The following is a 23,043-nucleotide window of genomic DNA, read 5'->3' on the forward strand; positions in this document are numbered from 1 at the left end:
CATTTGTCCTACCTATTTTTGCCAGGGGTCACTCCCTCAGGCATTAGGTTGGAATTCGCCTTTTAGCGACAATAAAAAGCAATATTTCATTAACATCGTGATCATCAAATTCATATATAGCGATAAAAAACGTTTTCGCTTCCGCTTAGCCGTCGGAACGTGGGCAGCGGAAAAAAATAAGCCCGGAGGCGTAATGCGCTCCAGGCTCAGTCAGTGGCGTGCCGTTATGGCACGCGGAAGAATCGATTATTTATACACTTCCGCTGTGGCTTCAAAGTTAGGACCATGCTCACGCGCAGCAGTAATCACGTAGTACTTTCCGCCTTTCTCATCGGCCAGCTTGGAGAGCTGATCGTGCAGATCGGAAGGTGAAGAGAACTGCCCACCTGACGGCCCCACCGAGATCGGTCCGACCTTGGTCAGTTTAAAGTGTTTAGCTTCTTCTTTGGTGATCAACTGCGCGGCGGACGCGCCAAACGCAACGGCGGAAAGGGCTAACGCGACTATCACTTTTTTCATCCTGCAATCTCCTTGGAATGGGCCTTAGATCAGGCTCTTTCAGTATAGACGGCGATTTAATAAGCGTGCTACCGGTGCGCTGATTTTTTGGCCGCAGCGTTCAGTAACGCGGCGGCACCCCTTCCGGGCGGGTCTTAAAGCGCCGGTGCAGCCACATATATTGTTCAGGCGCCATCAGGATGCACTGTTCGATAATCTGGTTCATCCACGCCGCGGTAACCTCGGCGCTGGCCAGCGGCGGCGTGCGCTCCGGCGTCAGGGAGATCAGCTCATATCCCATACCGTTGGGTTTGCGTCGCGGAACAAACGGTACAATCGTCGCCCCGGACATCTTCGCCAGCATCCAGGTGCCGGTGGTGGTCGCCGCCTGCTCGACAGCAAACAGCGGCGCAAAAACGCTGCTGGCCGGCCCGTAATCATGATCCGGCGCGTACCAGAGGATCTCTCCCTCTTTCAGCGCCCTGACCATGCCTTTCAGATTTTTTCGATCCAGCATGGTCTTGTTCGAGCGCAAGCGTCCCCAGGTCTGCAGCCAGTCAATCAGCGGGTTATCATTGGGCCGGTAGACGCCGATCCCCGGGGTAAACATGCCATACATTCTCGCCCCCATTTCGAGGGTCAGAAAATGGATACCGATCAGTAAGATGCCCTGCTTTTGTTCCAGAAGTTCGACCACCTCGTTTACGCCGCTGGTCTCGGTCCAGCGCGCCACCCGGTGCGTCGGCCAGAACCAGGCCATGCCGGTCTCCATCAGCCCCATGCCCAGCGATTCAAAGTTTTTCACCAGCAGTGCCTCACGCTCGGCGACGCTCATCGCGGGAAAGCAGAGTTCGAGATTACGTCTGGCAATCCGTGCGCGGCTTTTCATCACCCGCATTGCCAGCCGCCCGAGCGCAGTGCCCAGTCGGTAGATCACCGGATACGGTAATTGCACCAGCAGCCATAAGAGGCCAATTCCCAGCCATAACAGCCAGTAACGCGGGTGCAACAGCGCGCGGGAAAATTTGGGTAAATTTGACATAGTAATCCTGTTAATTCACTCAATAATAGCTGAGCAAAAACCGCGAAATAAAGTAGCGGATCCTGCCGGTTGTATTTTTCCAATTCGTGCGGTAACACTAAGACACAAAGCACGATATTATACGTTGTTCAATCACTAATTTCAGTCTTGTGATTGCGGCTACTCTATTATTAGCCACTTCGCGTAAAACTTCCTTTTTTATGCATAAAAAAATAAACCAGACCTCTACAGCGCGACTGGTTGCCCAAAAAACAAACAGCATATTTTCTCATCGCCTGTTGCATTGGCCCCGTGGTTGCTCTGCAGCACGGAGATAACGTGCTGCGCGGCGGGATGTTCAACGTCATTTGTGACGCCTTCATGCGGTTATTTGTGACTCGGGCAAAGGTTAAGCATCGACATTGCGGATCCTTTTCCCAGATATGCTACGTTTACAGCGCTCATTCGACGCAAGTGCCTTTGCCGACGTCGTCGCTTTCAGAAGCCATAGTGAGAAGGAACTATGACAATGAATTATCAATTAGTGAAGCAAGTCAGAGAAAATAACATATTAAGAAAAAGCTTCATTGACCTTGCCGTTAAGACTTTCGACCTGTCTTTTGAAGAGTGGTATCAGCAAGGTTACTGGACCGACGCCTATATCCCCTACGCCTTTGTCGAACGTAATAAAATTATCGCTAACGCCTCGGCCAACATCATCGATCTGCGCTGGCAGGGCGAGCCCCGGCGGTATATTCAGATTGGTACCGTGATGACCGAACCGGACCACCGCAATAAGGGATTAGCCGGCCAGCTTATCCACCATATTCTGCAGGACTGGCAGCAGAAGGCGGACGCCTTCTTTTTATTTGCCAATCCCACCACGGTGGATTTTTACCCCAAATTTGGTTTCACCCGCAGCGAAGAGCATCAATATATTATGCCGGTCGCTCCGCGCGCTGGTGATTTTCGCAAACTGGATATGGACAGCGCTGACGATGTCGCCCTGCTCCGCCATTACTATGAAAAATCCAACCCGTTCTCACCGCTGCGGGTGGAGCACAACTTTGGCCTGCTGATGTTTTACTGCTCAGCCTTTATGAAGCATTTCGTTTACTATTCGGCAAAAAATGAGGCGGTGGTTATCGCCATGCAAAACGGTCCGGTGCTGATCTGCTTTGACCTGTTCTGCGATGCGGGCAAAAGCCTGTCGACGCTGGTCAACGAGCTGGCCGATGACCATGTTTACCAGGCTATCCTCGGCTTTACCCCCAATGAAGACCGGCTCGGCGAGTACGAGAAGATTGAGGGAGAAGATATCCTCTTTGTCTATGACCAGAAGGAAAACTTGTTTAAAGACAGGAAGTTGATGTTTCCTTTGCTGGCGCATGCCTGACGGCGCCGCGCCGTCAGGCCGATCAGTTATAGGTCACCACGAAGGTCGCGCTGGCGTTCGCCTCACCCGCTGTCACTGCGGGCCCGTTGACCGCTCGCCGCGTCGGGAGACGTAATCCCGATAGCCCTCGCCAACGTAAATCTGCCGTGGCCGGTAGATGGTCAGCGGCGCCTGGTGCATCTCGTTCCAGTGCGCCACCCAGCCGACCGTCCGACCGACCGCGGTGACCACCGCAAACATCGACGAAGGCAGATTCATCGCCTTGAGGATCACCGCGGTATAAAAATCCACGCTCGGCGACAGGCCATTTTCCACAAAGTAGGGATCGGTCAGCGCCACGTCCTCAAGGGCCATCGCCACCTGCAGCAGACGGTCGGACATGCCTACCTCCGCCAGGACCCGATGGCTGGTTTCACGCAGGATATCGGCGCGCGGGTCACGGTGACGGTAGCGTGAGTTGCCAAAACCGAGGCGGCGAAATGCCTGCGGGTCGCGCTTTGCCTGACGCAGAAACGCCGGAACCTGATCGACGCTTTCAATTTCCTCCAGCATCCGCATGCTCGACTCATTGGCGCCGCCGTGCATCGGTCCCCATAATGATGCCAGCCCGGCGGCGACGCAGGCGAATAAGTTCGCTCCGGAGGAGCCCGCCGCGCGCACCGTGGTGGTGGAGGCGCACTGCCCGTGATCGGCATGCAGGACCAGGATCTGGTTCATCGCCTGCTCGATAACCGGATTGAGGACGTACTTTTCGGCCGGGATAGCAAACAGCATCTGCAGGAAATTTCCGGCATAGGAGAGATCGTTGCGCGGATAGGCGGCGGGTTGTTCAATGGTGTACTTGTAGCTCATGGCGGCGATAGTGGGCATTTTCGACAGCAGCCGCGTGGCGGCCAGCGCCCGGTGCTGCGGATTTTCCACGTCCAGAACATCATGATAGAACGCCGCCAGCGCCCCCACCAGAGCACACATCAGCGCCATCGGGTGCGAATCGCGGCGAAAGCCGCTGCACATGCGGGCTATCTGCTCGTGCACCAGGGTATGGCGGGTGATGGTCTCGCGAAACGTTTGATAGCTGGCCTCATCCGGCGCGTCGCCCCGCAGCATGATGTACGCCACCTCGAGAAAATCGCACTGGCGAGCCAGCTGATCCACCGGATAGCCGCGGTGCAATAGCACGCTGTTTTCCGTATCGATCCACGAGATCGCCGACTGGCATCCGGCGGTGTTGGCGAAGCCGGGGTCGTAGCTGCAGAATCCGGAGTGATTCAGCTCGCGTATGTCGACTCCCACATGGCCCCGGGTTCCCGGCACCTGCGGCAGGGTGATGGGCGTCGGTTGCCCGGCAATAGAAAGCGTTAACGGTGTGGTGCTCATCCTGTCAGTTCCCCCAGCAGCTTATCAGCGACCTGAAGTCATTCTTCAGGCGGAAAGACCAACATAACCAATGTGATGCAGCTTATTCATTGATGTCATCACTATGACTCTGACAAAGAGGATATTTTGCTGGCCTTTCCGGGGAAACAGGCCATCTTTCCCCATCCCATCGTCGGATAGCGGCACAAATCGCCAAGGATAAAGGCGATCAGCGCTGTCAAAATTTACGCTGAGTACAGAAAGGATGAAGAGGAGCTACCATGAATTTTGTGCTGTCGATGACGCTTATCTGCATCGCCATCGCCTGGCTGATGATGAGCCTCCTGCCGGTCTAACCGCCCCACAGTGGCCTGGATAACGCCCCCCTTCCGCCGTGGTCTTCACCGCTGAGGTTTCACCAGAGCCAGACAAGAAGCACTGGTTGCATATCAGGCTGTTGCGTTTTTCCGCCCAGGGGTAGGCTAAAGGCCCACTGTTAAGGAGGTGATATGTCTGGACTGATCAACCCACATGCGGCCCCGGAAGAAGCAGCCTATGCGCTGCTGATTGAGCTGGTTCGCGCCCAGCGCGTGCCGCAATATGAAGGCGATATTTCCGGCCTGCTGGCGATATACGACGAAGCCGTTAAACACTTTAAAGAGAAAGAGCCCGAGCGTTAGGCATGGAGGTCGTTGTGCGGGGAGAGGGTGACGCCTGCGGGAGACGCGCAGGCGTTGGCTGGATAGCGGCTTGGGTCATCAGCTGCCGCGGTAGGTAGAGTATCCGTACTGACTGAGCAGCAGCGGGATATGCAGTTTTTGATTTTGCTTTGTGACATTGAAAATAACCGGAATCACCGGGAAGAACGTATTCATGTTTTGGCTTTTAAAATAGTCACCGGTTTTAAACGTCACTTTATAAACCCCCGGCTCCATATTCTCCGCCTGCGGATAGAGCGATTTAATCCGCCCATCGGCATCCGTTTTGCCGGTGGCGATATGCTGCCAGCTCTCCCCTTGCTGCTTATCCAGCTCAATCTGCACACCCGGCGAAGGGAGCCCGGTTTGCTGATTAAGAATGTGTACGCTGAGCGTGCCCTCTGGCGCCGCCAGCGCGCTGAAGCTGAGAAGGGAAATTACGGAGGCGATAACTAATTTCATAATCGTGACCTTTTGGGCAAGTGAAAGTGCCCTAACTATAGTCAGGGCGGCGGGGAAAAAAATTAAACTTTTTGTTATCAGATTGAGTTGATGGGTACTGTCTCCACACACAACACGCTGAACCGGTTTTGTCGTGAGAAGAGGGAGTGTCTTATGTGTGAGTAACCCCGTGCTCTTCGTAACAGGATACGTGGCACTTAATCCGCCAGAGAGGGAAAAAGATTAGCTGGGGTCAAATATCACAAGGTTAAATAATATATGCCGTGGCCTCTGCCGCCTCTAACAGAACAGTGCTTACTGCAAATGGCCTGCCGTATTCGAAATAATCATTTAATATTATTTAACCTACAATTCCAGTGTAAGTAATCACCTGGTTCAGATAATGATTATTATCATTGATTCTCTTGTCGCCACGCCTTCACCATTTCCTTTGTTACCTCTTTCTTGTAGCAAATAGGTGAGTACCCACCAGCTTTGCTCCAGGCACTGCGGCCACCGCACGAGCTGCCGTTCCGGGCGGTATTGAAGGGACAGGCACAGGTACCGGGATAGGATGCGACAGAGTCATCAATAATTCTTTGCCTGACCTGATCATCGCTTAAGGAATTCGATTTGGCGATGGAAATATCTGATGCAAAGACACACACAACAGCGAATACGGAGATGGCGACGAATTTGATGTTCATTTGGATCTTTCCAGGCAGTGGATGAACATCGAGGGTATGCTTTCAAATAGTGTTCAATATTGATCTTTAACAACTGTACTTCACGCCAGCTTAAAATGCGATACTTAACCCAGTCAGACATAACCTAAAGCTATAATGACTATTAGCCTGTTACCGTCAACATATTTTCACATTCCTGCAGAGCGCTTATTCTGCACTCAGCTATAACCAGCATTAACCATTCTGTTCGATATTACAGAGCCGTAATGCCGCCAGTCTGGCTATTACTATATTCATACCTTTTTCCATCGTCCGGGTTTCAGGCTCGGACGCCAGGCGGGCGTATCCTGGAAATTGAGCTGTCATCAGTGTGATTTTCTCTTCATATGCCCCGTTCCAAATCCAATGCTGGTTTAAAAAGTCGTTTGTTGCCTCAATGATGGTTCATTATCCAAATATGAATCCTGATGAAACAAGACACAGATAACTGCTGAGGCAACGGAACCAACACCTAAACGACTCACCTGGTAGAATGCTGTACTCTGACTGGCCATCGTCTGGCAAATACTGCAGAACATAAGAAGCATCGAGATGGTTCGTCGTGAGGACAAAATTTGTCTATGGTCGTGGGGTAAGTCCAACTATAGTGTAGAATCGTCTACCGGGCTGGGTCAGTCCAAACATCTACCGCGCCTGGCTAACAATGCTCAAAAGCTATCGATGGCGCTACAATCAAAAACTGTTTCGGAGGGTTGATCATGGAAGAAATAACTAGACGCTCCAGCAAAAATGCTGGCGATGCGGGTGAATATTACGTTGCCTATATGCTTTCTCGACTGGGTATCAGCGCAGCACTAACCACCAGCGGAACAAGTGCTGTCGATATAATTGCGACGATCAACGGCTCAAAAAGCATTAGCATTCAGGTTAAAGGATCTTGGGCAAGGAGTCAGCCGCGGCAATGGATGGTAGGCAAGCATATGCCTGTAGTATCGTCTGATTTATTTTACGTTTTCTGTAATATATCAGAAGACATCAACATGGAGAGTACGCCTGAGGTATTCATCGTTCCTAGCGAAATAGTGAAAGCCGTTTCTACCTGGCAACATAGCGTACCGTTGTTCAAAATAGCGAAAGGCCACGATAAAGAATTTCTTAATCGCTGGGATTATATTATAGACGCACTCACAGCAATGTAATGCTGTGGCCTTGACGTTTTTGCTACGGAGACTCATTTATCAGTTCGACTATCTTAACCTCTGCGATTTTTGCCACTGGTGGCTGGTACTACCATCCTGTGCCGGTGACGTTCTTTGACCTGGAGAGTCTGTGCCAGTCCGTTGCGGATGGTGTAACGAGCGTTCCTCGCTACTCAACTAGCAGTGAGCGAATGACAACACCTTCCCTCTGGACTGGCATAAGAAAAGCCTTAGCTCTTATGGCCAACTATGCCTCCACATGCAATGAATAAATAGATCCTTTACAAATGATTCTGGTCTATTATCATTGGCATAGCTCAAGCTGGATCAATGCCATGCTTGTTTCTATCGAAAGATAACTATGGATTTGATTGAAAGTCCTCAATTATTTTTTGATTGTAATCATCCAGATATTTTTGCAGTTCATTCCTGTCGATCAAACGAACTCGCGCAGAATCAGCTAATTCCATTGCTGACTTGGTATAATAAGAGTTAGTGACCACCATCGCTTCATCACAACCATAAAATGCTTTAGCGGAGATCGCTTGCTGCACAGCCGAATTACCTACAGAACCAGAATAATTCTTTGCCTGAATGACCATATTTTTACCAAATCGTGTAACAAATAAATCCGCTCCTTGGTCCTGAGTTTTCTTAGTTTCCTTAACGTCGTACCCCAGAGTTTGGAATATTTCGACGAGGAAATTTTCAAACTGGTATCCATCCATTGCGTCGATAAGATACATAGTTACAAACTTACTCGGATTAAAATGTTCAAGGCGCGTAGCCAATCTTTCCACTAGAATATCAAAATAAATACCCTCGCATATAGACAAATACTTTTTAATATTTTCAAATGAAACCAATGGTAATCCTGGGGTATTTTTTGCATTATCATTGAATTCTATTTCTGAAAAAGTAACTTTATTATCCCAAAGGTGAAACAAGAACAAAGAAAGATCTGCTCGAAAGGTTGTCCCAGCTTCTTCTATCCATGATTTAAACGATTCGCTAACTGTTGGTTTAATATGCCTTTTGACCTCTTTAGCAAAACCATAATAAAGAGCGTTAAAAGATGTTGTGAGTAGTAGCTTATCTAACAAGATGGGCAATTGTTCTAGTTCGCTAAAACCTTTTCGTACAAGCACTTCTCTGAACAATCTGACATCTGAATAAACTCCATTATATTCTGAATACTCAACTTCGGTAGTTTGATTGTTAGAAAACCTGGATGTATATATGAAGTTTGTAAAATAAGGATCTTTAAATTTAGAGTACTTTTCCAGAACATTTTCAAGCAATTGGTTTAGTTGCGATTGCTCTTTCTTTTTCCCAAATAAATCTTTTAACATACCCTTTGACTGGTACTGAAACTCCGGGTAGAAGGATGGATCCAGGGGAATCATCTCTTGTAAATCAGATGATTTAGCAGATGAGCTTCTGCTGCCCCAGGGTGAGGATGTTATTGGTATGGTACCTGAACACCACGGGCATATAATTTCGAAAGATGTCTTATTACATGAATAACATTGGTAAATCATCAAAATCCCCCTTATACTTCATTGAAGTTTTTTATGGTAACCTTGCTGTAATATTGTTGGTTTGTTGTGTGCGTATTCCGCCCCAAACCAATCGTTGATTCCGATTTGTTCCAGTCAAATCTCGCCATCCGTCGGAATCCACGCCCCTGGCGCAGGACTCAAAAGGATAGGCCCTTCAAGATCATGAGTGGTTTCTTACTCTGCTACTTTCAAACTGAATCCGCAGCTTAAAAATGCGACGAGTATGGTTTGTGAGATCGGAGTCGAAATCCTGGCTAGGTATAACATAGAAGTTTGGAATGTGAGATGCTTCCCTTCAGAACTTTTGGTGCGTGGCGATTGCGCCTTTTGACGACCCGTGCGGAGGTGGATTGAGTAGACTTCAGGAGACGTTAAGAGAAGTAAGTATGGCCCCTACAGGATTCGATATAAACGCATAACAAAATGATTTAATTAAATTATTCAGGTTGCAAAAACTATACATACCCCCAAATGTACCCCCATATTTCTTTTGCCATTCTTGTTAGACTAAAATTCAACCATTCGCAATCAGTTCTAATGGCATTCAGTCATTCGAGCACAATAGCGATTGGCACATTCAATCGAGCAGTGACCATAGAGGCAAAAAATGGACAGACATCTCACCCCGACATCTTTAATCGACATGGCCTACATGACCAATGACTCCGGTTTTACTGCGAAATATTTCTATGGGCAAATCAAGTTGGGTAAGCTGCCACCACCGATAAAATTTGGCCGCTCTTCACGTTGGCTACTAGGTGACTACATGCAGTGGAGAAATTCACATCAACGAATTTATCTATAATACATACAGGGAGTGTTGGTTCGGTTGGTTCAGTTGCCTCAAAATTTAAAGATCTCTGTTTTATTTGAATATTTTTCAAAAAAGTGAACCAACACCACACGGTTTTGAACCAACAAAGAGAGGCCGTGAACCAACACACTGACGAATAGTCACTATGGATGGGAGTAGTATGGATGAAATCCACCAGCACTGGACTTGTCTGATGTTGGGATGTTGTTAATCGCTTAGCACGCAGCGGCGAGGGTTTGTTCCAGCGGTATGCAGGGCCGATCATCATTTCACGGTACCGCCTGGCTATCACTGGTCCCTCTGCCAACAGGCGTTTCAGTTCCCGCAGTTCTGCTGGGCTGAGCTGGTGGCCGCCATGCTCCAGCTTGGCAATGGTCAGCAACTCGATTTCGCGTGATGTCATGGACTCTCCATCTGATGGTGATCGGCATTATATTGATATTGCCAGCCAGGGTAATACTTCACTGGCCGGAGCCGTTATGCGTGAAACCCATCGGCTATGGGTTAAGTTACCACCCGGTTATCGGCCTGGTGACCAACAGCAGGCATCCATCACATCCCCCCATTCTGGTGGATACCTCCCATCTGGACAGTGTAAAGCAGATTTGCGCAGTTCTGTGCGCAGTTTGAGCGATAGGAATCGTTAGACAGTAACAAAAAAACCGCCCGAAGGCGGTTTTGCAAGATACGAATTTTAAATTAAACTGCCGATATATTTTGCTTGTACAGCTAAGCTGGCGCCTGGCACACCTGCAATATTACCCTCAAGGTAATATCCGTCACCAATATCTCTCACAGACAAATCCATCAAATAGTCATTAAGACCTGCAATGACGTTTTGTGCTGAAGGATTATGACGTGACACGTGAAGGCTCAATCTCCCATCCTGAATGCGCCCCTGATAGGTAAACCCAAAATCACCGCCATTGACCGCGCCATCCTTTACAACGACTGTTCCGTTTCCAACATCATTCTGACCGCTTCTAAACACGACAAAATAAATACCGTCTTTCATGTGTGTAATCCCTTCAAATGAAAACACCTAAATCAGGTGCTTTGTATTTATTGGGCCACTACGCTCTAATTCAACCAAAAAAAAATTGGGACATCTTTTTTTTTGCATTGTGTGATCACGCTCAAGTTGAATCATTCCGATGTAATCTTATTGGTACTGCATTGATGAGAAGTGGTCCTATGTATTAATAATTAGGGGGGGTATGAAACGAGCTATTGGAAAAAAAGAGTTAATGCAAATAGTTCCGCTGTCTATGAGTACGATCGACAGACTGGAACACAAAGGACAATTTCCAAGACGCTTTTATATTACCGACGGACGCTGTGCCTGGGATGGAGATGAAATCGAACAGTGGCTTGACGAAAGAAAGGCCGCGAACACCGGTAATTTTGGTGGAAAAAAGCCACCTGTTAACAAAAGAGTTTCTCGCCCGGTAAGTAAAGCAACGTGATGCAATTGGAGTAGTCCTACCTCAGATCCTCAAGACTGGCCGCTACGTCCAGGAAGAACACACCCAGGCCGATAAAGTTCGCACGCTGGCACCGAGGATGACCAGCAGTATGTTACCGGCGATCATGGGGATACGTTGCAGGTCGAGCTGAAGCATTACACCTTCCCTCCTAACCGTAGCTATCAGGATCATATTCATTCATCTGAAGGCGTGCTCAGCCGGGCTGAGAAGGACTACTGATGAACCTGCTGCAGCAACTTGATGAAGATGGCCACGACGTCGCCGGCGCCGCGGCAGAATTCACAACTATGGTGAGCTACATTGTTGGTGTTAGCCGATGCCTGCAGGACATACGCAGCCACGCGCAGTACATCAACAATACCTCCTCTGAGTTCTGATGCTGGGCGCAGGGAAGCGCCTTTATATCTGTTCGTCAGAGTTCGTCCAAGTTCGCCTTAGTTCGTATGCATTCATTGCGTCCTTGCTCAAATTTGATTAAGATTACCCCAAGGGTAAACACAATGTTTACTAAGGAGGATGGTATGGGATTTTGGTTCGCTCGCAACAAAACGAGAGATAACGCACCCAGTCCTCAGGCTAGTAGCGCAGATGTTACTGCGTCAGCACAGGTTGACAAGCGAGGGGGGGTTTACATCTCATCTCAGCAAATATCTGAACTTCCTGAGGTAAAGGAAATGCGCCGTCTTGCTGCCGCAATTGTACAACAGGATCTTGCCACTGTAAGGAAGTAGCATTGCTAGCTCTGTTAATCATTCCTATTCTGGTTAGCGGTTACATAATGATAACTGCTAACCAATATCATTATTTCCGTTTATATCGTCATGAAGGCCAACTTCTTTATATGAAGGTTGCGGCTCTTGGGACTTACTGTTTAGTTGCCTCCGCAGTTATTGCAGCATGCATTAAATATGCTTATCCTGATTTTCACCTTGTTTTTGACATGTTAAAAACGTTTAAAGTGACATCAAAACAAGAAACAGACAGAATTTACATGTGGTTAATTCTCCTGTCTGCAACCTCTATTAGTTTCTCATTGTGTTATGTCACCATAGTATGGATAAAGGATTTTTTGTTTGGTTGCGTTTATAAGCGCAATGTTTATGACGAGATAATGCAGGCAATGAGAGCAAGGGTATTACGTAAAACATACTCACAAGGCTCTTTAGATTTACTTTTGCTGGATGCAATTGAATCAGACCCCAAAAGGCCAATGCTGATCACCCTTTCATCAAACAAGGTGTATGTAGGCGTAATAAATGGTTCAGGTGAACCAACTGAGAATCAGGGACCACACCAGCATATTTCATTTGTACCATTGATGTCAGGATACAGAAATAAAGAAAATTTATCAGTTACATTCACTAATGCATATCCTGGAGAGATACAGGTTAAGCGAAATGCTGCTGTTATGGGCGTTAGTAAAAAGAAAGTGCAAGGTCTGGAAATTATGGTATCCATTGATGAGATAAGCTACATATCATGGTTTGATTTTCAGGTATACCAGGCCACCAATAACAAGGTTGAAAGCAGGGGGCACGTTATTGGCGTTACAAGAAATGGAAGAAATATTTATCGCAAAGCTAGAAGTAAAGAATAAGCCCGTGTAGCGGGCTTTTTGTTGTCAGTACCCTTTAGCCTTCCTGTTGAATTCTTCTACAACATCGTTAGCTTTTTGGATAGCATCCTGCTGTGCCTCTTGAATCCTTTTCATGTCAGAGTTTGAGCCCTCAAGGTACTGTTTTGCCTTCTCTGCATACTCAGCCACTTCACGCCGGTAACTGTCCCAGGCGTACTGATCATCAGGATTCGTTTAATCACCTGGTTGATGCTGGCCTCACTCATTGGCTTACCGGCATCATTCCGTCCAGGGAAAACATACTTCCCTCGCCCGGTAAGCTGGTGGATTTCTTCAAGCAGTTCGCGAACCTGAGTTGAGATAGGAACGAGATGTGGCCGCCGCATCTTCATTCGCTCTGCAGGGATATTCCAAATCCCCTTATCGAAGTCTATATCAACCCATTCAGAAGCACGGAGCTCAATTGTCCTGAGCCCAGTAAGCATAAGCAGGCGGGTAGCATTTCGAGTCACCACGCTGCCGCTATAGTCGTTCAGAGCTCGCAGAAAGTCAGGTATTTGTTCAACCGATAAATGAGGGAAATGTTTTTGCTTTGGTGCTTTTAGAGTACTGGCGAGATCGACCACGGGATTATGTTCTGCTCTGCCGGTGATAACAGCATAGGTGAAGATCTGCCGGCAGGCTTGACGTGTCTTTTTGAGCTTATCAAGTACTCCACGTTGTTCCATCTTGCGAAGAACAACCAACATATCAACGGGCTTAATATCAGTGATCGACCGGGAGCCAATATAAGGAAAAATATCTTTTCTCAGATACTCCAGTATGTCGCTGGCATAGCCTGCTGACCAATTCATCGATTTATGTTCATGCCATTCCAGCGCCAGCCTCTCAAAGCTGTTTGATACGGCCATCGCCCTAGCATGTTTTTTTTCCTGCTTTTCCTGCCCCGGGTCACCACCAGCAGCCAGTACTTTTTTAGCCTCTGCTCGTTTTTGACGTGCATCGGCCAGCGAGACTTCAGGGTATACACCTAAAGCCAACGACTTTTCTTTACCGACGACCCGGTACTTCAGCGCCAGTATCGAGCGCCGTTGGGGTTCACCAAGAGGTAAAGGCCACCGCCATCAGACAGTTTATAGGGTTTGTCCTTAGCTTTAGATGTATCGACCTGGCGGGCTGTGAGCTTCACTTGGGGGTATCTCATTTCATTGAACATGAATCTACCCCCACATGAATGTGGATTTCAATAAACCATAGTAGACATTGAGATAATGAAATATTGGATAATGCCGCTTATATGCTGGGTTGAGTAGACTTCAGGAGACGTTAAGAGAAGTGAGTATGGCACGCCCTACAGGATTCGAACCTGTGACCTACGGCTTAGAAGGCCGTTGCTCTATCCAGCTGAGCTAAGGGCGCCCTGAGAAGCGAGTGCTTCGCGGAGTGAAACGCCTGGAATTATACGGTCCACGTCGGTTGAGTCAATCCATTTTGCCAGGAAACTGCGGGGCTTATACGACGCTGGCGAAATATCCTCCACCAACTGTACAAGAAGCATACCGCCGGGCCTAATGCGCGCGTAAATCGACTCAGTGGCCAGGCGCAACGCACCTATAACCATGTAATAACCAGGGTCATAACAGGCTAAATTAGCCTCAGACAGGATAAAACAGCAAACGAGGACTGACAGCGAGGCCGGCTTCTGACAAAATATCCTCATCCCCCTTTCGTAAAGATACAGATGGAATCCTCTCTCTGATGGCAGCAAAAATTATTGACGGTAAAACGATTGCGCAGCAGGTACGCTCTGAGGTTGCGGAAAAAGTGAAGGCTCGCGTTGCGGCCGGAAAACGCGCCCCTGGGCTGGCCGTCGTGCTGGTCGGCAGCAACCCGGCCTCGCAGATTTATGTCGGCAGCAAGCGCAAAGCATGTGAAGAAGTGGGCTTCGTCTCCCGCTCTTACGATCTCCCGGAAACCACCAGCGAAGCCGAGCTGCTGGAGCTTATCGACACCCTGAATGCCGATAAGACCATCGACGGTATTCTGGTTCAGCTGCCCCTGCCTGCAGGGATAGATAACGTCAAAGTTCTTGAGCGCATCGCGCCGGATAAAGACGTTGACGGCTTCCATCCTTACAACGTTGGCCGCCTGTGCCAGCGGGCGCCGCGCCTGCGTCCGTGCACCCCACGCGGTATCGTGACGCTGCTGGAACGCTACAATATCGACACCTACGGCCTGAATGCGGTGGTCATTGGCGCCTCCAATATCGTCGGCCGCCCGATGAGCATGGAGCTGCTGCTGGCCGGCTGCACCACCACCGTCACCCACCGCTTTACCAAAAACCTGCGCCATCATGTCGAAAACGCCGACCTGCTGATCGTCGCGGTGGGTAAACCGGGCTTTATTCCTGGCGAATGGATCAAAGAAGGGGCGATTGTGGTCGATGTCGGCATTAACCGTCTGGAAAGCGGCAAAGTGGTCGGCGACGTGGTGTATGAAGATGCCGCTGAACGCGCCTCCTACATCACCCCGGTTCCCGGCGGCGTTGGCCCGATGACCGTCGCCACTCTGATTCAGAACACGCTGCAGGCGTGCGAAGAGTACCACGACGTTGAGGAGGCCTGAGATGGCGACATTTTCCTTAGGAAAACACCCGCACGTTGAGCTGTGCGATCTGCTGAAACTCGAAGGCTGGAGCGAAAGCGGCGCCCAGGCGAAGATCGCCATCGCCGACGGGCTGGTAAAAGTCGACGGTGCGGTGGAAACTCGCAAACGCTGCAAAATCGTCGCCGGTCAGACGGTGAGCTTTGAAGGCCAGAGCGTGACCGTCACGGCCTGACCGCGAAAAGGAAAACGCCCGCTTAAGCGGGCGTTTTTTTATGGCTTACTTCCGGCGCCAGGTGGTGCCCTGCGGGCCATCTTCCAGCACGATACCCATCTCGTTAAGACGATCGCGCGCCGCATCCGCCGCCGCCCAGTCTTTCGCTTTACGCGCGTCCAGACGCTGCTGGATAAGCGATTCAATTTCCGCCACTTCCGCGTCGTCAGCCTGCGCACCGCTCTGCAGGAAGGCGTCCGGCTCCTGCTCCAGCAGCCCCAGCACCGACGCAAGCTTACGCAGGTGGGCCGCCATGGCGTTCGCCGCAGCCGCGTCCTCGGTTTTCAGACGGTTCACTTCGCGAGCCATATCGAACAGCACCGAGTAGGCTTCCGGGGTGTTGAAGTCATCGTCCATCGCCTCGATAAAGCGTGCTTCGAAGGCTTCGCCGCCCGCCGCATCGACGGATTTGTCGGTACCGCGCAGCGCAGTATACAGACGCTCCAGCGCCGAACGCGCCTGCTTGAGGTTCTCTTCGCTATAGTTCAGCTGGCTGCGATAGTGGCCGGACATCAGGAAGTAGCGAATGGTCTCGGCATCGTAATACTTCAGCACGTCGCGGACGGTAAAGAAGTTGCCCAGCGATTTCGACATCTTCTCGCGGTCGACCATCACCATGCCGGAGTGCATCCAGTAGTTAACGTACTCGCCGTCATGGGCGCAGGTGGACTGAGCGATTTCGTTTTCGTGATGCGGGAACATCAGATCGGAACCGCCGCCGTGAATGTCAAAATGGTTGCCCAGCTGTTTGCAGTTCATCGCCGAGCACTCGATATGCCATCCCGGACGGCCTGCGCCCCACGGCGACGGCCAGCTTGGCTCGCCCTCTTTCGACATCTTCCACAGGACGAAGTCCATCGGATTACGCTTGACGTCAACCACGTCGACGCGCGCCCCCGCCTGCAGCTGATCGAGATCCTGACGCGACAGCAAACCGTAGTTCGGGTCTGTCGGCACATCGAACATTACGTCGCCGTTATCCGCCACATAGGCATGGCCTTTGGCGATCAGTTGCTCGGTAATCTCGATGATCTCCGCAATATGATGCGTCGCGCGCGGCTCGCTGTCGGGACGCAAAATATTCAGGGCGTCAAAATCCTTGTGCATTTCGGCGATCATCCGATCGACCAGCGCGACAAAGCTTTCGCCGTTTTCATTAGCGCGCTTAATGATTTTGTCGTCGATATCGGTGATATTGCGCACGTACTTCAGCTTATAGCCGAGAAAACGCAGATAACGCGCCACAACGTCAAAGGAGACGAAGGTACGCCCATGGCCGATGTGACAGAGATCGTAAACGGTAATACCACACACGTACATGCCGACTTCCCCGGCATGGATAGGTTTAAATTCCTCTTTCTGGCGCGTCAGTGTATTAAAAATTTTTAACATCGAAGATTCCGTGTAGACGTGTGTGGGTGATGAAGCCTCTATAATACCCATAATTCAGACAGGACGCAGCACACATTGCAAGGTGCATCGACCCCCGCGGTTATGCTATAACACCCCCCTATATCTCACCCGACACCGGGTGCTGGCACCACACTCATCGGAACAGGATGCAAAAATGGTTACTTTCCACACCAATCATGGCGATATCGTAATCAAAACGTTTGACGACAAAGCGCCGGAAACAGTTAAAAACTTCCTGGACTACTGCCGCGAAGGTTTCTACGACAACACCATTTTCCACCGTGTTATCAACGGCTTCATGATTCAGGGCGGCGGTTTTGAACCTGGCATGAAACAAAAAGCGACCAAATCTCCGATTCAGAACGAAGCAAACAACGGTCTGAAAAACACCCGCGGCACGCTGGCGATGGCCCGTACTCAGGCGCCGCACTCTGCCACCGCGCAGTTCTTCATCAACGTGGTTGACAACGACTTCCTGAACTTCTCCGGCGAAAGCCTGCAGGGCTGGGGCTACTGCGTCTTCGCGGAAGTGGTTGAAGGCATGGACGTGGTTGACAAAATCAAAGCGGTTGCCACCGGCCGCAGCGGCATGCACCAGGATGTGCCGAAAGACGATGTGATCATCAAAAGCGTCACCGTCAGCGAGTAATTCGTGGCGACACTTTTTATTGCAGATTTGCACCTGCAAACAGAAGAACCGGCGATCACCGCCGGTTTTCTGCGTTTTTTACAGGGGGAAGCCCGTCAGGCGGACGCCCTGTATATCCTTGGCGATCTGTTTGAGGCGTGGATCGGCGATGACGATCCCAACCCGTTGCATCAGCAAATCGCTACGGCAATCAAAGCCGTCGTCGACGCCGGCGTGCCCTGCTACTTCATTCACGGCAACCGTGATTTTCTCGTCGGCCAGCGCTTCGCCCGTCAGAGCGGGATGATCCTGCTCGCCGAAGAAGAGCGACTGGACCTCTATGGCCGTGACGTCTTGATTATGCATGGCGACACGCTGTGCACCGATGACCAAGGCTATCTGGCGTTTCGCGCGAAAGTCCACACCCCGTGGATCCAGCGTCTGTTCCTGGCTCTGCCGCTGTTTGTCCGCCGCCGCATCGCCGCCCGCATGCGCGCCGACAGCAAAGCCGCCAACAGCAGCAAATCAATGGAAATTATGGATGTGAATCCACAGGCGGTGGTTAACGCCATGGAGCGGCATCACGTGCAGTGGCTGATCCACGGCCATACCCATCGCCCGGCGGTCCATGACCTGCAGGCCAACGGCCAGCCCGCATGGCGCGTGGTACTCGGCGCCTGGCACAGCGAAGGTTCGATGGTGAAGGTGACGCCGGACGACGTCGAACTGATCCATTTCCCGTTCTAATTCCTGCGCGAGCACAATTCTGAAATCCCCTCTTGCCTGGACGGAGGTATGCTCCTGCCGGCATTGCGCATGCTAGTCTTCCACAACATCACTCTCAAGGAACGAGCATGAGCAGGAAAAAGTGGAGCCAGCCGCTGATCTGGGGAATGATCATCACGATCCTCAATCCGTTAGGGATAAGTTATATCGCCTTAATCGGCGTCGCTCTCGGCAACACGCTGACGTTTGTCTGGTGTGCGATGCTGGCGTGGGCTATTTATTTCTATGCCATTTATTTGCTCTGTACCCGCCCTCACGAGAGCCGACTGGTACAAATCTATTTACTGATGATGGGTACCCTGATGCTCCCCTGGGGGTTAGTACTGCTTATCACTTGTTGCATGAATGAGATCAAGGCCAATAAGCCGCGATCGTCGTCATCGCAGAGCGAGACAAAAGACGGCTAACCATGCACACGCAACCGTTTTCCTTGCCGGCAGTTCATGCTATTCTCTGTGGCCTCTAAAGCAGTGTGAAACACACCCACAGGAGTTTTAAGACGCATGTCTTCCCGCAATAATTCGGCGCGTATCGCCATCGTGATGGGGTCCAAAAGCGACTGGGCTACCATGCAATTTACCGCAGAAATTCTTGATGCCCTGAACGTTCCGTACCATGTCGAAGTGGTCTCCGCCCATCGCACGCCCGATAAGCTGTTCAGCTTCGCTGAAAGCGCCGAAAGTAATGGCTATCAGGTGATTATTGCTGGGGCAGGCGGCGCGGCGCATCTGCCGGGCATGATTGCGGCGAAAACCCTGGTGCCAGTGCTCGGCGTACCGGTTCAGAGCGCAGCCTTAAGCGGTGTCGACAGCCTTTACTCCATTGTTCAGATGCCGCGCGGTATTCCGGTCGGCACACTGGCCATCGGCAAAGCCGGCGCCGCGAACGCCGGTCTGCTTGCCGCGCAGATCCTCGCCCAGCATGATGCTGAACTCCACCAGCGCCTGAGCGCCTGGCGCCAGGCGCAAACCGATGAAGTGCTGGATAACCCGGACCCGCGGGGTGCGGCATGAAACAGGTATGCGTACTCGGCAACGGCCAGTTAGGCCGCATGCTGCGCCAGGCCGGCGAGCCGCTGGGTATCGCCGTCTGGCCGGTGGGGCTGGAAGCCGATCCGGAAGCGGTGCCATTCCAGCAGAGCGTCATCACGGCAGAAATTGAACGCTGGCCGGAAACCGCCCTCACCCGCGAGCTGGCCCGCCACCCGGCGTTCGTCAACCGCGACGTCTTCCCGATTATCGCCGATCGCCTGACGCAAAAGCAGCTGTTTGACAAGCTTGGTCTCGCCACTGCCCCGTGGCAGCTGCTGGCGGATAAAAGCGAGTGGCCGGCGGTGTTTGCCCGCCTTGGCGAACTGGCGATCGTTAAGCGTCGCGTTGGCGGTTACGACGGCCGCGGCCAGTGGCGTCTGCGGGAAAACGAGATCGATCAGCTACCGGCCGATAACTACGGCGAGTGCATCGTCGAGCAGGGGATTAACTTCTCCGGCGAAGTGTCGCTGGTGGGTGCCCGCGCCCATGACGGCAGCACCGTCTTCTACCCGCTGACCCGCAACCTGCATCAGGACGGTATTCTGCGCGCCAGCGTCGCCTTCCCGCAGGCCAATGTCCGCCAGCAGGAGCAAGCGGAAAGCATGCTGACGGCGATCATGAACGAGCTGAACTACGTCGGCGTGATGGCGATGGAGTGCTTCGTCACTGCCGAGGGACTGCTGATCAACGAGCTGGCGCCGCGCGTGCACAACAGCGGCCACTGGACGCAAAATGGCGCCTCCATCAGCCAGTTTGAGCTGCATCTGCGAGCGATTACCGGCCTGCCGCTGCCGCCGCCAGTGGTTAACAGCCCGTCGGTAATGATCAACCTGATCGGCACCGATCTCAATTACGACTGGCTGAAGCTGCCGCTAGTCCACCTGCACTGGTACGATAAAGAGGTGCGCCCGGGTCGTAAAGTCGGCCACCTGAACCTGACCGACAGCGATACTGACCGTCTGAGCGCGACGCTGGAAGCGATCAAGCCGCTGCTGCCAGCGGAGTACACCAGCGGTCTGTTCTGGGCGCAATCGCAGCTCAGCTAAACTCTTCGTGCCGGGGATTTGATCTATCCCCTTCCCCGGCACACCTTGAGGCGCGTACAATCCCCCCCTTGCTGTAAAGCCCATTTCTGTTTTGACTTCAGAGGATACCCCATGACCAATGGGACGGATTATCGCGCCATTCTCGCCAGCGATACGCCACTGATTGACGTACGCGCCCCGGTGGAGTTTAGCCAAAGCGCGATGCCGGCGGCGATCAACCTGCCGCTGATGAATGATGAAGAACGCGCCGCGGTCGGCACCTGCTACAAGCGCCAGGGGCCGGAAGCGGCGCTGGCGCTCGGCCATAAGCTGGTTCAGGGCGATCTGCGCGCCAGCCGGATCCGGGCATGGCTGGAAGCATGCGCCCGTTACCCGCACGGTTACCTGTGCTGCGCCCGCGGCGGCCAGCGCTCGCATATTGTCCAGCAGTGGCTGAAAGAAGCTGGCGTGGATTACCCCCTGATCGTCGGCGGCTATAAAGCGCTGCGCCAGGCGGCGATCCAGGCTACCGACGCGTTGGTACAGCGGCCGATCGTGCTGATTGGCGGCTGCACCGGCAACGGCAAAACCCAGCTGGTTTGCTCGCGACCGGACGGTATCGATTTGGAGGGCCATGCCCACCACCGCGGCTCTTCGTTTGGCCGCACGCTACAGCCGCAGCATCCGCAAGCCACCTTTGAAAACCACCTGGCGGTCAGCCTGCTCAAAAAAGCCGAACAGCAGACGCGCTGGGTGCTGGAAGATGAAGGCCATATGATCGGCGCCAACCATCTGCCGGAGTGCCTGCGCATCCGCATGGCGCAATCGCCGCTGGCGGTGGTGGAAGATCCGTTTGACGTTCGCCTCGAACGGCTGCGCGAGGAGTATTTCGATCGCATGTATCGCGACTTTATCGCCGCCTATGGCGAAGAGAAAGGCTGGCAGGCATACGGCGAGTATCTGCATCACGGCCTGTTTGCCATCCGCCGTCGCCTGGGGCTGCAGCGTTTTGCCCAGCTCACTGAACGCCTCGATGAGGCGCTGGCGCAGCAGCAGCGCACCGCCAGCACCGAGGCGCACTTCGCCTGGCTGGTGCCGCTACTGGAAGAATACTACGACCCGATGTATCGCTATCAGTTGGGGAAAAAAGCCGGGAAGATTATTTTTCGCGGCAGCTGGCAGGAGGTCGCCGCCTGGCTGGAGAAGTAATCGCATGCTCGATTGTCCCGGCTTGCGGCGTAAACGCCTTAGCCGGGCTACCGGTCGGCACGATTTGTAGCCCCGGTGAGCGCATCGCGACCGGGGAGATGTGATCGCTTAGAAGTCGTAGCGCAGACGCACCAGGTTCATATCGCCCAGGTTGTCGGTGCTGGAGGTAAACACGTGCTCGTAGTCAACGCGGAAACCATAATCCAGCTGGAAGCTAATCCCCAGACCGTTATCGATACGCTGGTAGTTGCGGCCATTCACGTACTGCAGGCGGTCGCCCATAAAGTACGGCTGAATAGATTTAACGGCATACTGATTGATCGGGAATTTATAGCCCGCAAAATATTCAATCCCCCAGGCGTCGCCGGCGAAGTAATTATGCACATCGGTTTTTTTGGTGGTGAGGAAGTTCTGATACCAGCCGCCGCCGAAGGAGAAGGTCCAGTTATCCGGGGTCCAGCTCAGCGCGGTACCGACGATGTTCTGGTCATAGGTTTTGCTGTCGGAAGTTGACGGGTCGCGCATTTCGGCGCGGGTGTAGTTCCATGCGGTCCCCCAGGTCAGATCCTTCATGATGTGGTAGTCCGCGCCAACAGAACCGCCGCCTTTACGTTTATAGCGCAGACCGTTACCCGGCAGGTATTCGCTGTCTTCGAAAAGATAAGAGCCGTAAAGATCGACATCGCCAACGGTTTTCTTATATTTCAGCATATTACGTGAACGATAAGAACCATCGTAATCGCCGTTAATGCCGTTGCCCGGCGCCTGGGCAATCATATCGTAGTCCCAGATATCGGTTTTCACCCCGACCACATCATAGTAAATACTGTTTTGCTGACCGTAGGTTAACGTCCCCCAGGTATCTCTTTTCAGGCCGGTATACAGCATGCGGCGGGTAGTATTGTTCGCCCCTTCCGCGTAGTGGTTATCCCAGTCGAACAGCGCCGGAATGTTCACCCCCAGTTCGTAGTAGCTGATCCAGCTAATATCATCGAACAGGTAGTAATCCGCCGCGAAGCGGAAACGGGTGCCGCCGTCGAAACCGTTACGCTTATAGGAGCCTTTATCGCCATCGCCGGTCATCATGTTGAATTGCGGACGAATACTCCCGCCGACGGTAAAGTTAAGCCGGCTTAACGGATCGCCCGCCTGCGGATCTTGTTTCAGCAGCGTGATCTCCGCGTGAGAAGCAAATGAAGTGAACACCAGTGTTGCGCCGATCGAGATCGCCAGCGCTTTTATTTTATGTGCCATAGTTTTTCCTTGATTAATAAGCAACCTTATATTTACCAGCTGAATATTAACCGCGAATCAGTACAGCGTGTTGTCGGTTTTTTAA

23 protein-coding genes, 1 tRNA gene and 3 pseudogenes are annotated in these 23,043 nt (G+C 51.8%); 14 read left to right on the top strand and 13 right to left on the bottom strand.

Going from position 1 to position 23,043, the window contains the following annotated elements:
- Positions 1-246 precede the first annotated feature (246 nt).
- Positions 247-519, bottom strand: a complete 273-nt coding sequence (locus tag ABLV76_RS17550) for a DUF1471 domain-containing protein (RefSeq protein WP_004202387.1) — start codon at positions 517-519, stop codon at positions 247-249.
- 100 nt (positions 520-619) lie between these two features.
- Entirely contained in the window at positions 620-1,540 is a 921-nt protein-coding gene (locus ABLV76_RS17555; protein WP_017898813.1) for a Kdo(2)-lipid IV(A) acyltransferase, read from the bottom strand.
- A gap of 508 nt (positions 1,541-2,048) precedes the next feature.
- Here ABLV76_RS17555 and ABLV76_RS17560 point away from each other — a divergent pair.
- Positions 2,049-2,915, top strand: coding sequence for a GNAT family N-acetyltransferase (locus ABLV76_RS17560; RefSeq protein ID WP_064794521.1), 867 nt, complete (start codon positions 2,049-2,051; stop codon positions 2,913-2,915).
- A 72-nt stretch (positions 2,916-2,987) separates the two neighbouring features.
- On the opposite strand, the gene ABLV76_RS17565 is transcribed toward ABLV76_RS17560, so the two are convergent.
- Together ABLV76_RS17565 and ABLV76_RS17570 are read right to left on the bottom strand one after the other, a co-directional pair.
- A complete protein-coding gene (locus ABLV76_RS17565; RefSeq protein ID WP_049004659.1) occupies positions 2,988-4,292 on the bottom strand; it encodes a citrate synthase in 1,305 nt (434 codons plus the stop codon).
- Between the two features lie 45 nt (positions 4,293-4,337).
- Positions 4,338-4,478: a hypothetical protein gene (locus ABLV76_RS17570; RefSeq protein WP_165453490.1), complete on the bottom strand. Its 141-nt coding sequence runs from the start codon at positions 4,476-4,478 to the stop codon at positions 4,338-4,340.
- 302 nt (positions 4,479-4,780) lie between these two features.
- Here ABLV76_RS17570 and ABLV76_RS17575 point away from each other — a divergent pair, with 302 nt between their 5' ends.
- Positions 4,781-4,951: a hypothetical protein gene (locus ABLV76_RS17575; RefSeq protein WP_023319874.1), complete on the top strand. Its 171-nt coding sequence runs from the start codon at positions 4,781-4,783 to the stop codon at positions 4,949-4,951.
- 78 nt (positions 4,952-5,029) lie between these two features.
- On the opposite strand, the gene uraH is transcribed toward ABLV76_RS17575, so the two are convergent.
- Together uraH and ABLV76_RS17585 are read right to left on the bottom strand one after the other, a co-directional pair.
- Positions 5,030-5,431 (bottom strand): hydroxyisourate hydrolase, encoded by a 402-nt coding sequence (gene uraH / locus ABLV76_RS17580; protein WP_002892366.1) that lies wholly within the window; start codon positions 5,429-5,431, stop codon positions 5,030-5,032.
- A gap of 392 nt (positions 5,432-5,823) precedes the next feature.
- The gene (locus ABLV76_RS17585; protein WP_004202381.1) at positions 5,824-6,117 is read right to left on the bottom strand and encodes a hypothetical protein; all 294 of its coding nucleotides are present in this window, start codon (positions 6,115-6,117) and stop codon (positions 5,824-5,826) included.
- 737 nt (positions 6,118-6,854) lie between these two features.
- Here ABLV76_RS17585 and ABLV76_RS17590 point away from each other — a divergent pair.
- Entirely contained in the window at positions 6,855-7,295 is a 441-nt protein-coding gene (locus ABLV76_RS17590) for a hypothetical protein (RefSeq protein ID WP_049004660.1), read from the top strand.
- Between the two features lie 359 nt (positions 7,296-7,654).
- On the opposite strand, the gene ABLV76_RS17595 is transcribed toward ABLV76_RS17590, so the two are convergent.
- The 3 genes and pseudogenes from ABLV76_RS17595 to ABLV76_RS17605 form a co-directional block, all read right to left on the bottom strand.
- Positions 7,655-8,836: a restriction endonuclease gene (locus ABLV76_RS17595; RefSeq protein ID WP_049004661.1), complete on the bottom strand. Its 1,182-nt coding sequence runs from the start codon at positions 8,834-8,836 to the stop codon at positions 7,655-7,657.
- 1,049 nt (positions 8,837-9,885) lie between these two features.
- Positions 9,886-10,074: pseudogene (locus tag ABLV76_RS17600) on the bottom strand (hypothetical protein); the annotation flags it as partial.
- Positions 10,075-10,365: 291 nt separating this feature from the next.
- Complete coding sequence (locus tag ABLV76_RS17605; protein WP_040224720.1) at positions 10,366-10,686, bottom strand: GrlR family regulatory protein; 321 nt, start codon at positions 10,684-10,686, stop codon at positions 10,366-10,368.
- 202 nt (positions 10,687-10,888) lie between these two features.
- Between ABLV76_RS17605 and ABLV76_RS17610 the strand changes: the two genes are divergently transcribed.
- The 3 genes and pseudogenes from ABLV76_RS17610 (at position 10,889) to ABLV76_RS17620 (ending at position 12,755) form a co-directional block, all read left to right on the top strand.
- Complete coding sequence (locus tag ABLV76_RS17610) at positions 10,889-11,137, top strand: AlpA family phage regulatory protein (protein ID WP_075201746.1); 249 nt, start codon at positions 10,889-10,891, stop codon at positions 11,135-11,137.
- A 13-nt stretch (positions 11,138-11,150) separates the two neighbouring features.
- A pseudogene (locus ABLV76_RS17615) lies at positions 11,151-11,535 on the top strand (hypothetical protein); the annotation flags it as partial.
- A gap of 356 nt (positions 11,536-11,891) precedes the next feature.
- Complete coding sequence (locus ABLV76_RS17620; RefSeq protein ID WP_049004663.1) at positions 11,892-12,755, top strand: hypothetical protein; 864 nt, start codon at positions 11,892-11,894, stop codon at positions 12,753-12,755.
- A 209-nt stretch (positions 12,756-12,964) separates the two neighbouring features.
- On the opposite strand, the pseudogene ABLV76_RS17625 reads toward ABLV76_RS17620, so the two are convergent.
- Positions 12,965-13,923: pseudogene (locus ABLV76_RS17625) on the bottom strand (integrase arm-type DNA-binding domain-containing protein); the annotation flags it as partial.
- A 153-nt stretch (positions 13,924-14,076) separates the two neighbouring features.
- Positions 14,077-14,153: transfer RNA gene (locus ABLV76_RS17630), tRNA-Arg, on the bottom strand.
- Positions 14,154-14,492: 339 nt separating this feature from the next.
- Here ABLV76_RS17630 and folD point away from each other — a divergent pair.
- Together folD and ybcJ are read left to right on the top strand one after the other, a co-directional pair.
- Entirely contained in the window at positions 14,493-15,359 is an 867-nt protein-coding gene (folD, locus tag ABLV76_RS17635; protein ID WP_004143017.1) for a bifunctional methylenetetrahydrofolate dehydrogenase/methenyltetrahydrofolate cyclohydrolase FolD, read from the top strand.
- Position 15,360: 1 nt separating this feature from the next.
- Positions 15,361-15,573 carry a ribosome-associated protein YbcJ gene (ybcJ, locus tag ABLV76_RS17640; protein WP_004143016.1) on the top strand — a complete coding sequence of 71 codons (213 nt, stop codon included), beginning with the start codon at positions 15,361-15,363 and terminating at the stop codon, positions 15,571-15,573.
- A 45-nt stretch (positions 15,574-15,618) separates the two neighbouring features.
- Here ybcJ and cysS read toward each other — a convergent pair whose 3' ends face one another.
- Positions 15,619-17,004, bottom strand: a complete 1,386-nt coding sequence (cysS, locus tag ABLV76_RS17645; RefSeq protein WP_004204706.1) for a cysteine--tRNA ligase — start codon at positions 17,002-17,004, stop codon at positions 15,619-15,621.
- A 175-nt stretch (positions 17,005-17,179) separates the two neighbouring features.
- On the opposite strand from cysS, the gene ppiB reads away from it, so the two are divergent.
- The 6 genes from ppiB (at position 17,180) to mnmH (ending at position 21,704) form a co-directional block, all read left to right on the top strand.
- Positions 17,180-17,674 carry a peptidylprolyl isomerase B gene (gene ppiB / locus ABLV76_RS17650; protein WP_004151319.1) on the top strand — a complete coding sequence of 165 codons (495 nt, stop codon included), beginning with the start codon at positions 17,180-17,182 and terminating at the stop codon, positions 17,672-17,674.
- Positions 17,675-17,677: 3 nt separating this feature from the next.
- The gene (gene lpxH / locus ABLV76_RS17655) at positions 17,678-18,400 is read left to right on the top strand and encodes a UDP-2,3-diacylglucosamine diphosphatase (RefSeq protein ID WP_004204708.1); all 723 of its coding nucleotides are present in this window, start codon (positions 17,678-17,680) and stop codon (positions 18,398-18,400) included.
- 107 nt (positions 18,401-18,507) lie between these two features.
- A complete protein-coding gene (locus ABLV76_RS17660) occupies positions 18,508-18,846 on the top strand; it encodes a hypothetical protein (protein ID WP_004204709.1) in 339 nt (112 codons plus the stop codon).
- Positions 18,847-18,942: 96 nt separating this feature from the next.
- Entirely contained in the window at positions 18,943-19,452 is a 510-nt protein-coding gene (gene purE / locus ABLV76_RS17665) for a 5-(carboxyamino)imidazole ribonucleotide mutase (RefSeq protein WP_004204711.1), read from the top strand.
- Positions 19,449-20,516, top strand: coding sequence for a 5-(carboxyamino)imidazole ribonucleotide synthase (purK, locus tag ABLV76_RS17670; RefSeq protein WP_004204712.1), 1,068 nt, complete (start codon positions 19,449-19,451; stop codon positions 20,514-20,516). Before purE ends, purK begins: the two co-directional genes overlap by 4 nt.
- A 111-nt stretch (positions 20,517-20,627) precedes the next feature.
- The gene (gene mnmH, locus ABLV76_RS17675) at positions 20,628-21,704 is read left to right on the top strand and encodes a tRNA 2-selenouridine(34) synthase MnmH (protein WP_048294276.1); all 1,077 of its coding nucleotides are present in this window, start codon (positions 20,628-20,630) and stop codon (positions 21,702-21,704) included.
- A gap of 108 nt (positions 21,705-21,812) precedes the next feature.
- On the opposite strand, the gene ABLV76_RS17680 is transcribed toward mnmH, so the two are convergent.
- A complete protein-coding gene (locus ABLV76_RS17680) occupies positions 21,813-22,958 on the bottom strand; it encodes a porin (RefSeq protein ID WP_348878404.1) in 1,146 nt (381 codons plus the stop codon).
- Positions 22,959-23,043 lie beyond the last annotated feature (85 nt).

The organism is Klebsiella sp. GB_Kp047, assembly GCF_040065235.1.
GTDB lineage: Bacteria > Pseudomonadota > Gammaproteobacteria > Enterobacterales > Enterobacteriaceae > Klebsiella > Klebsiella quasipneumoniae.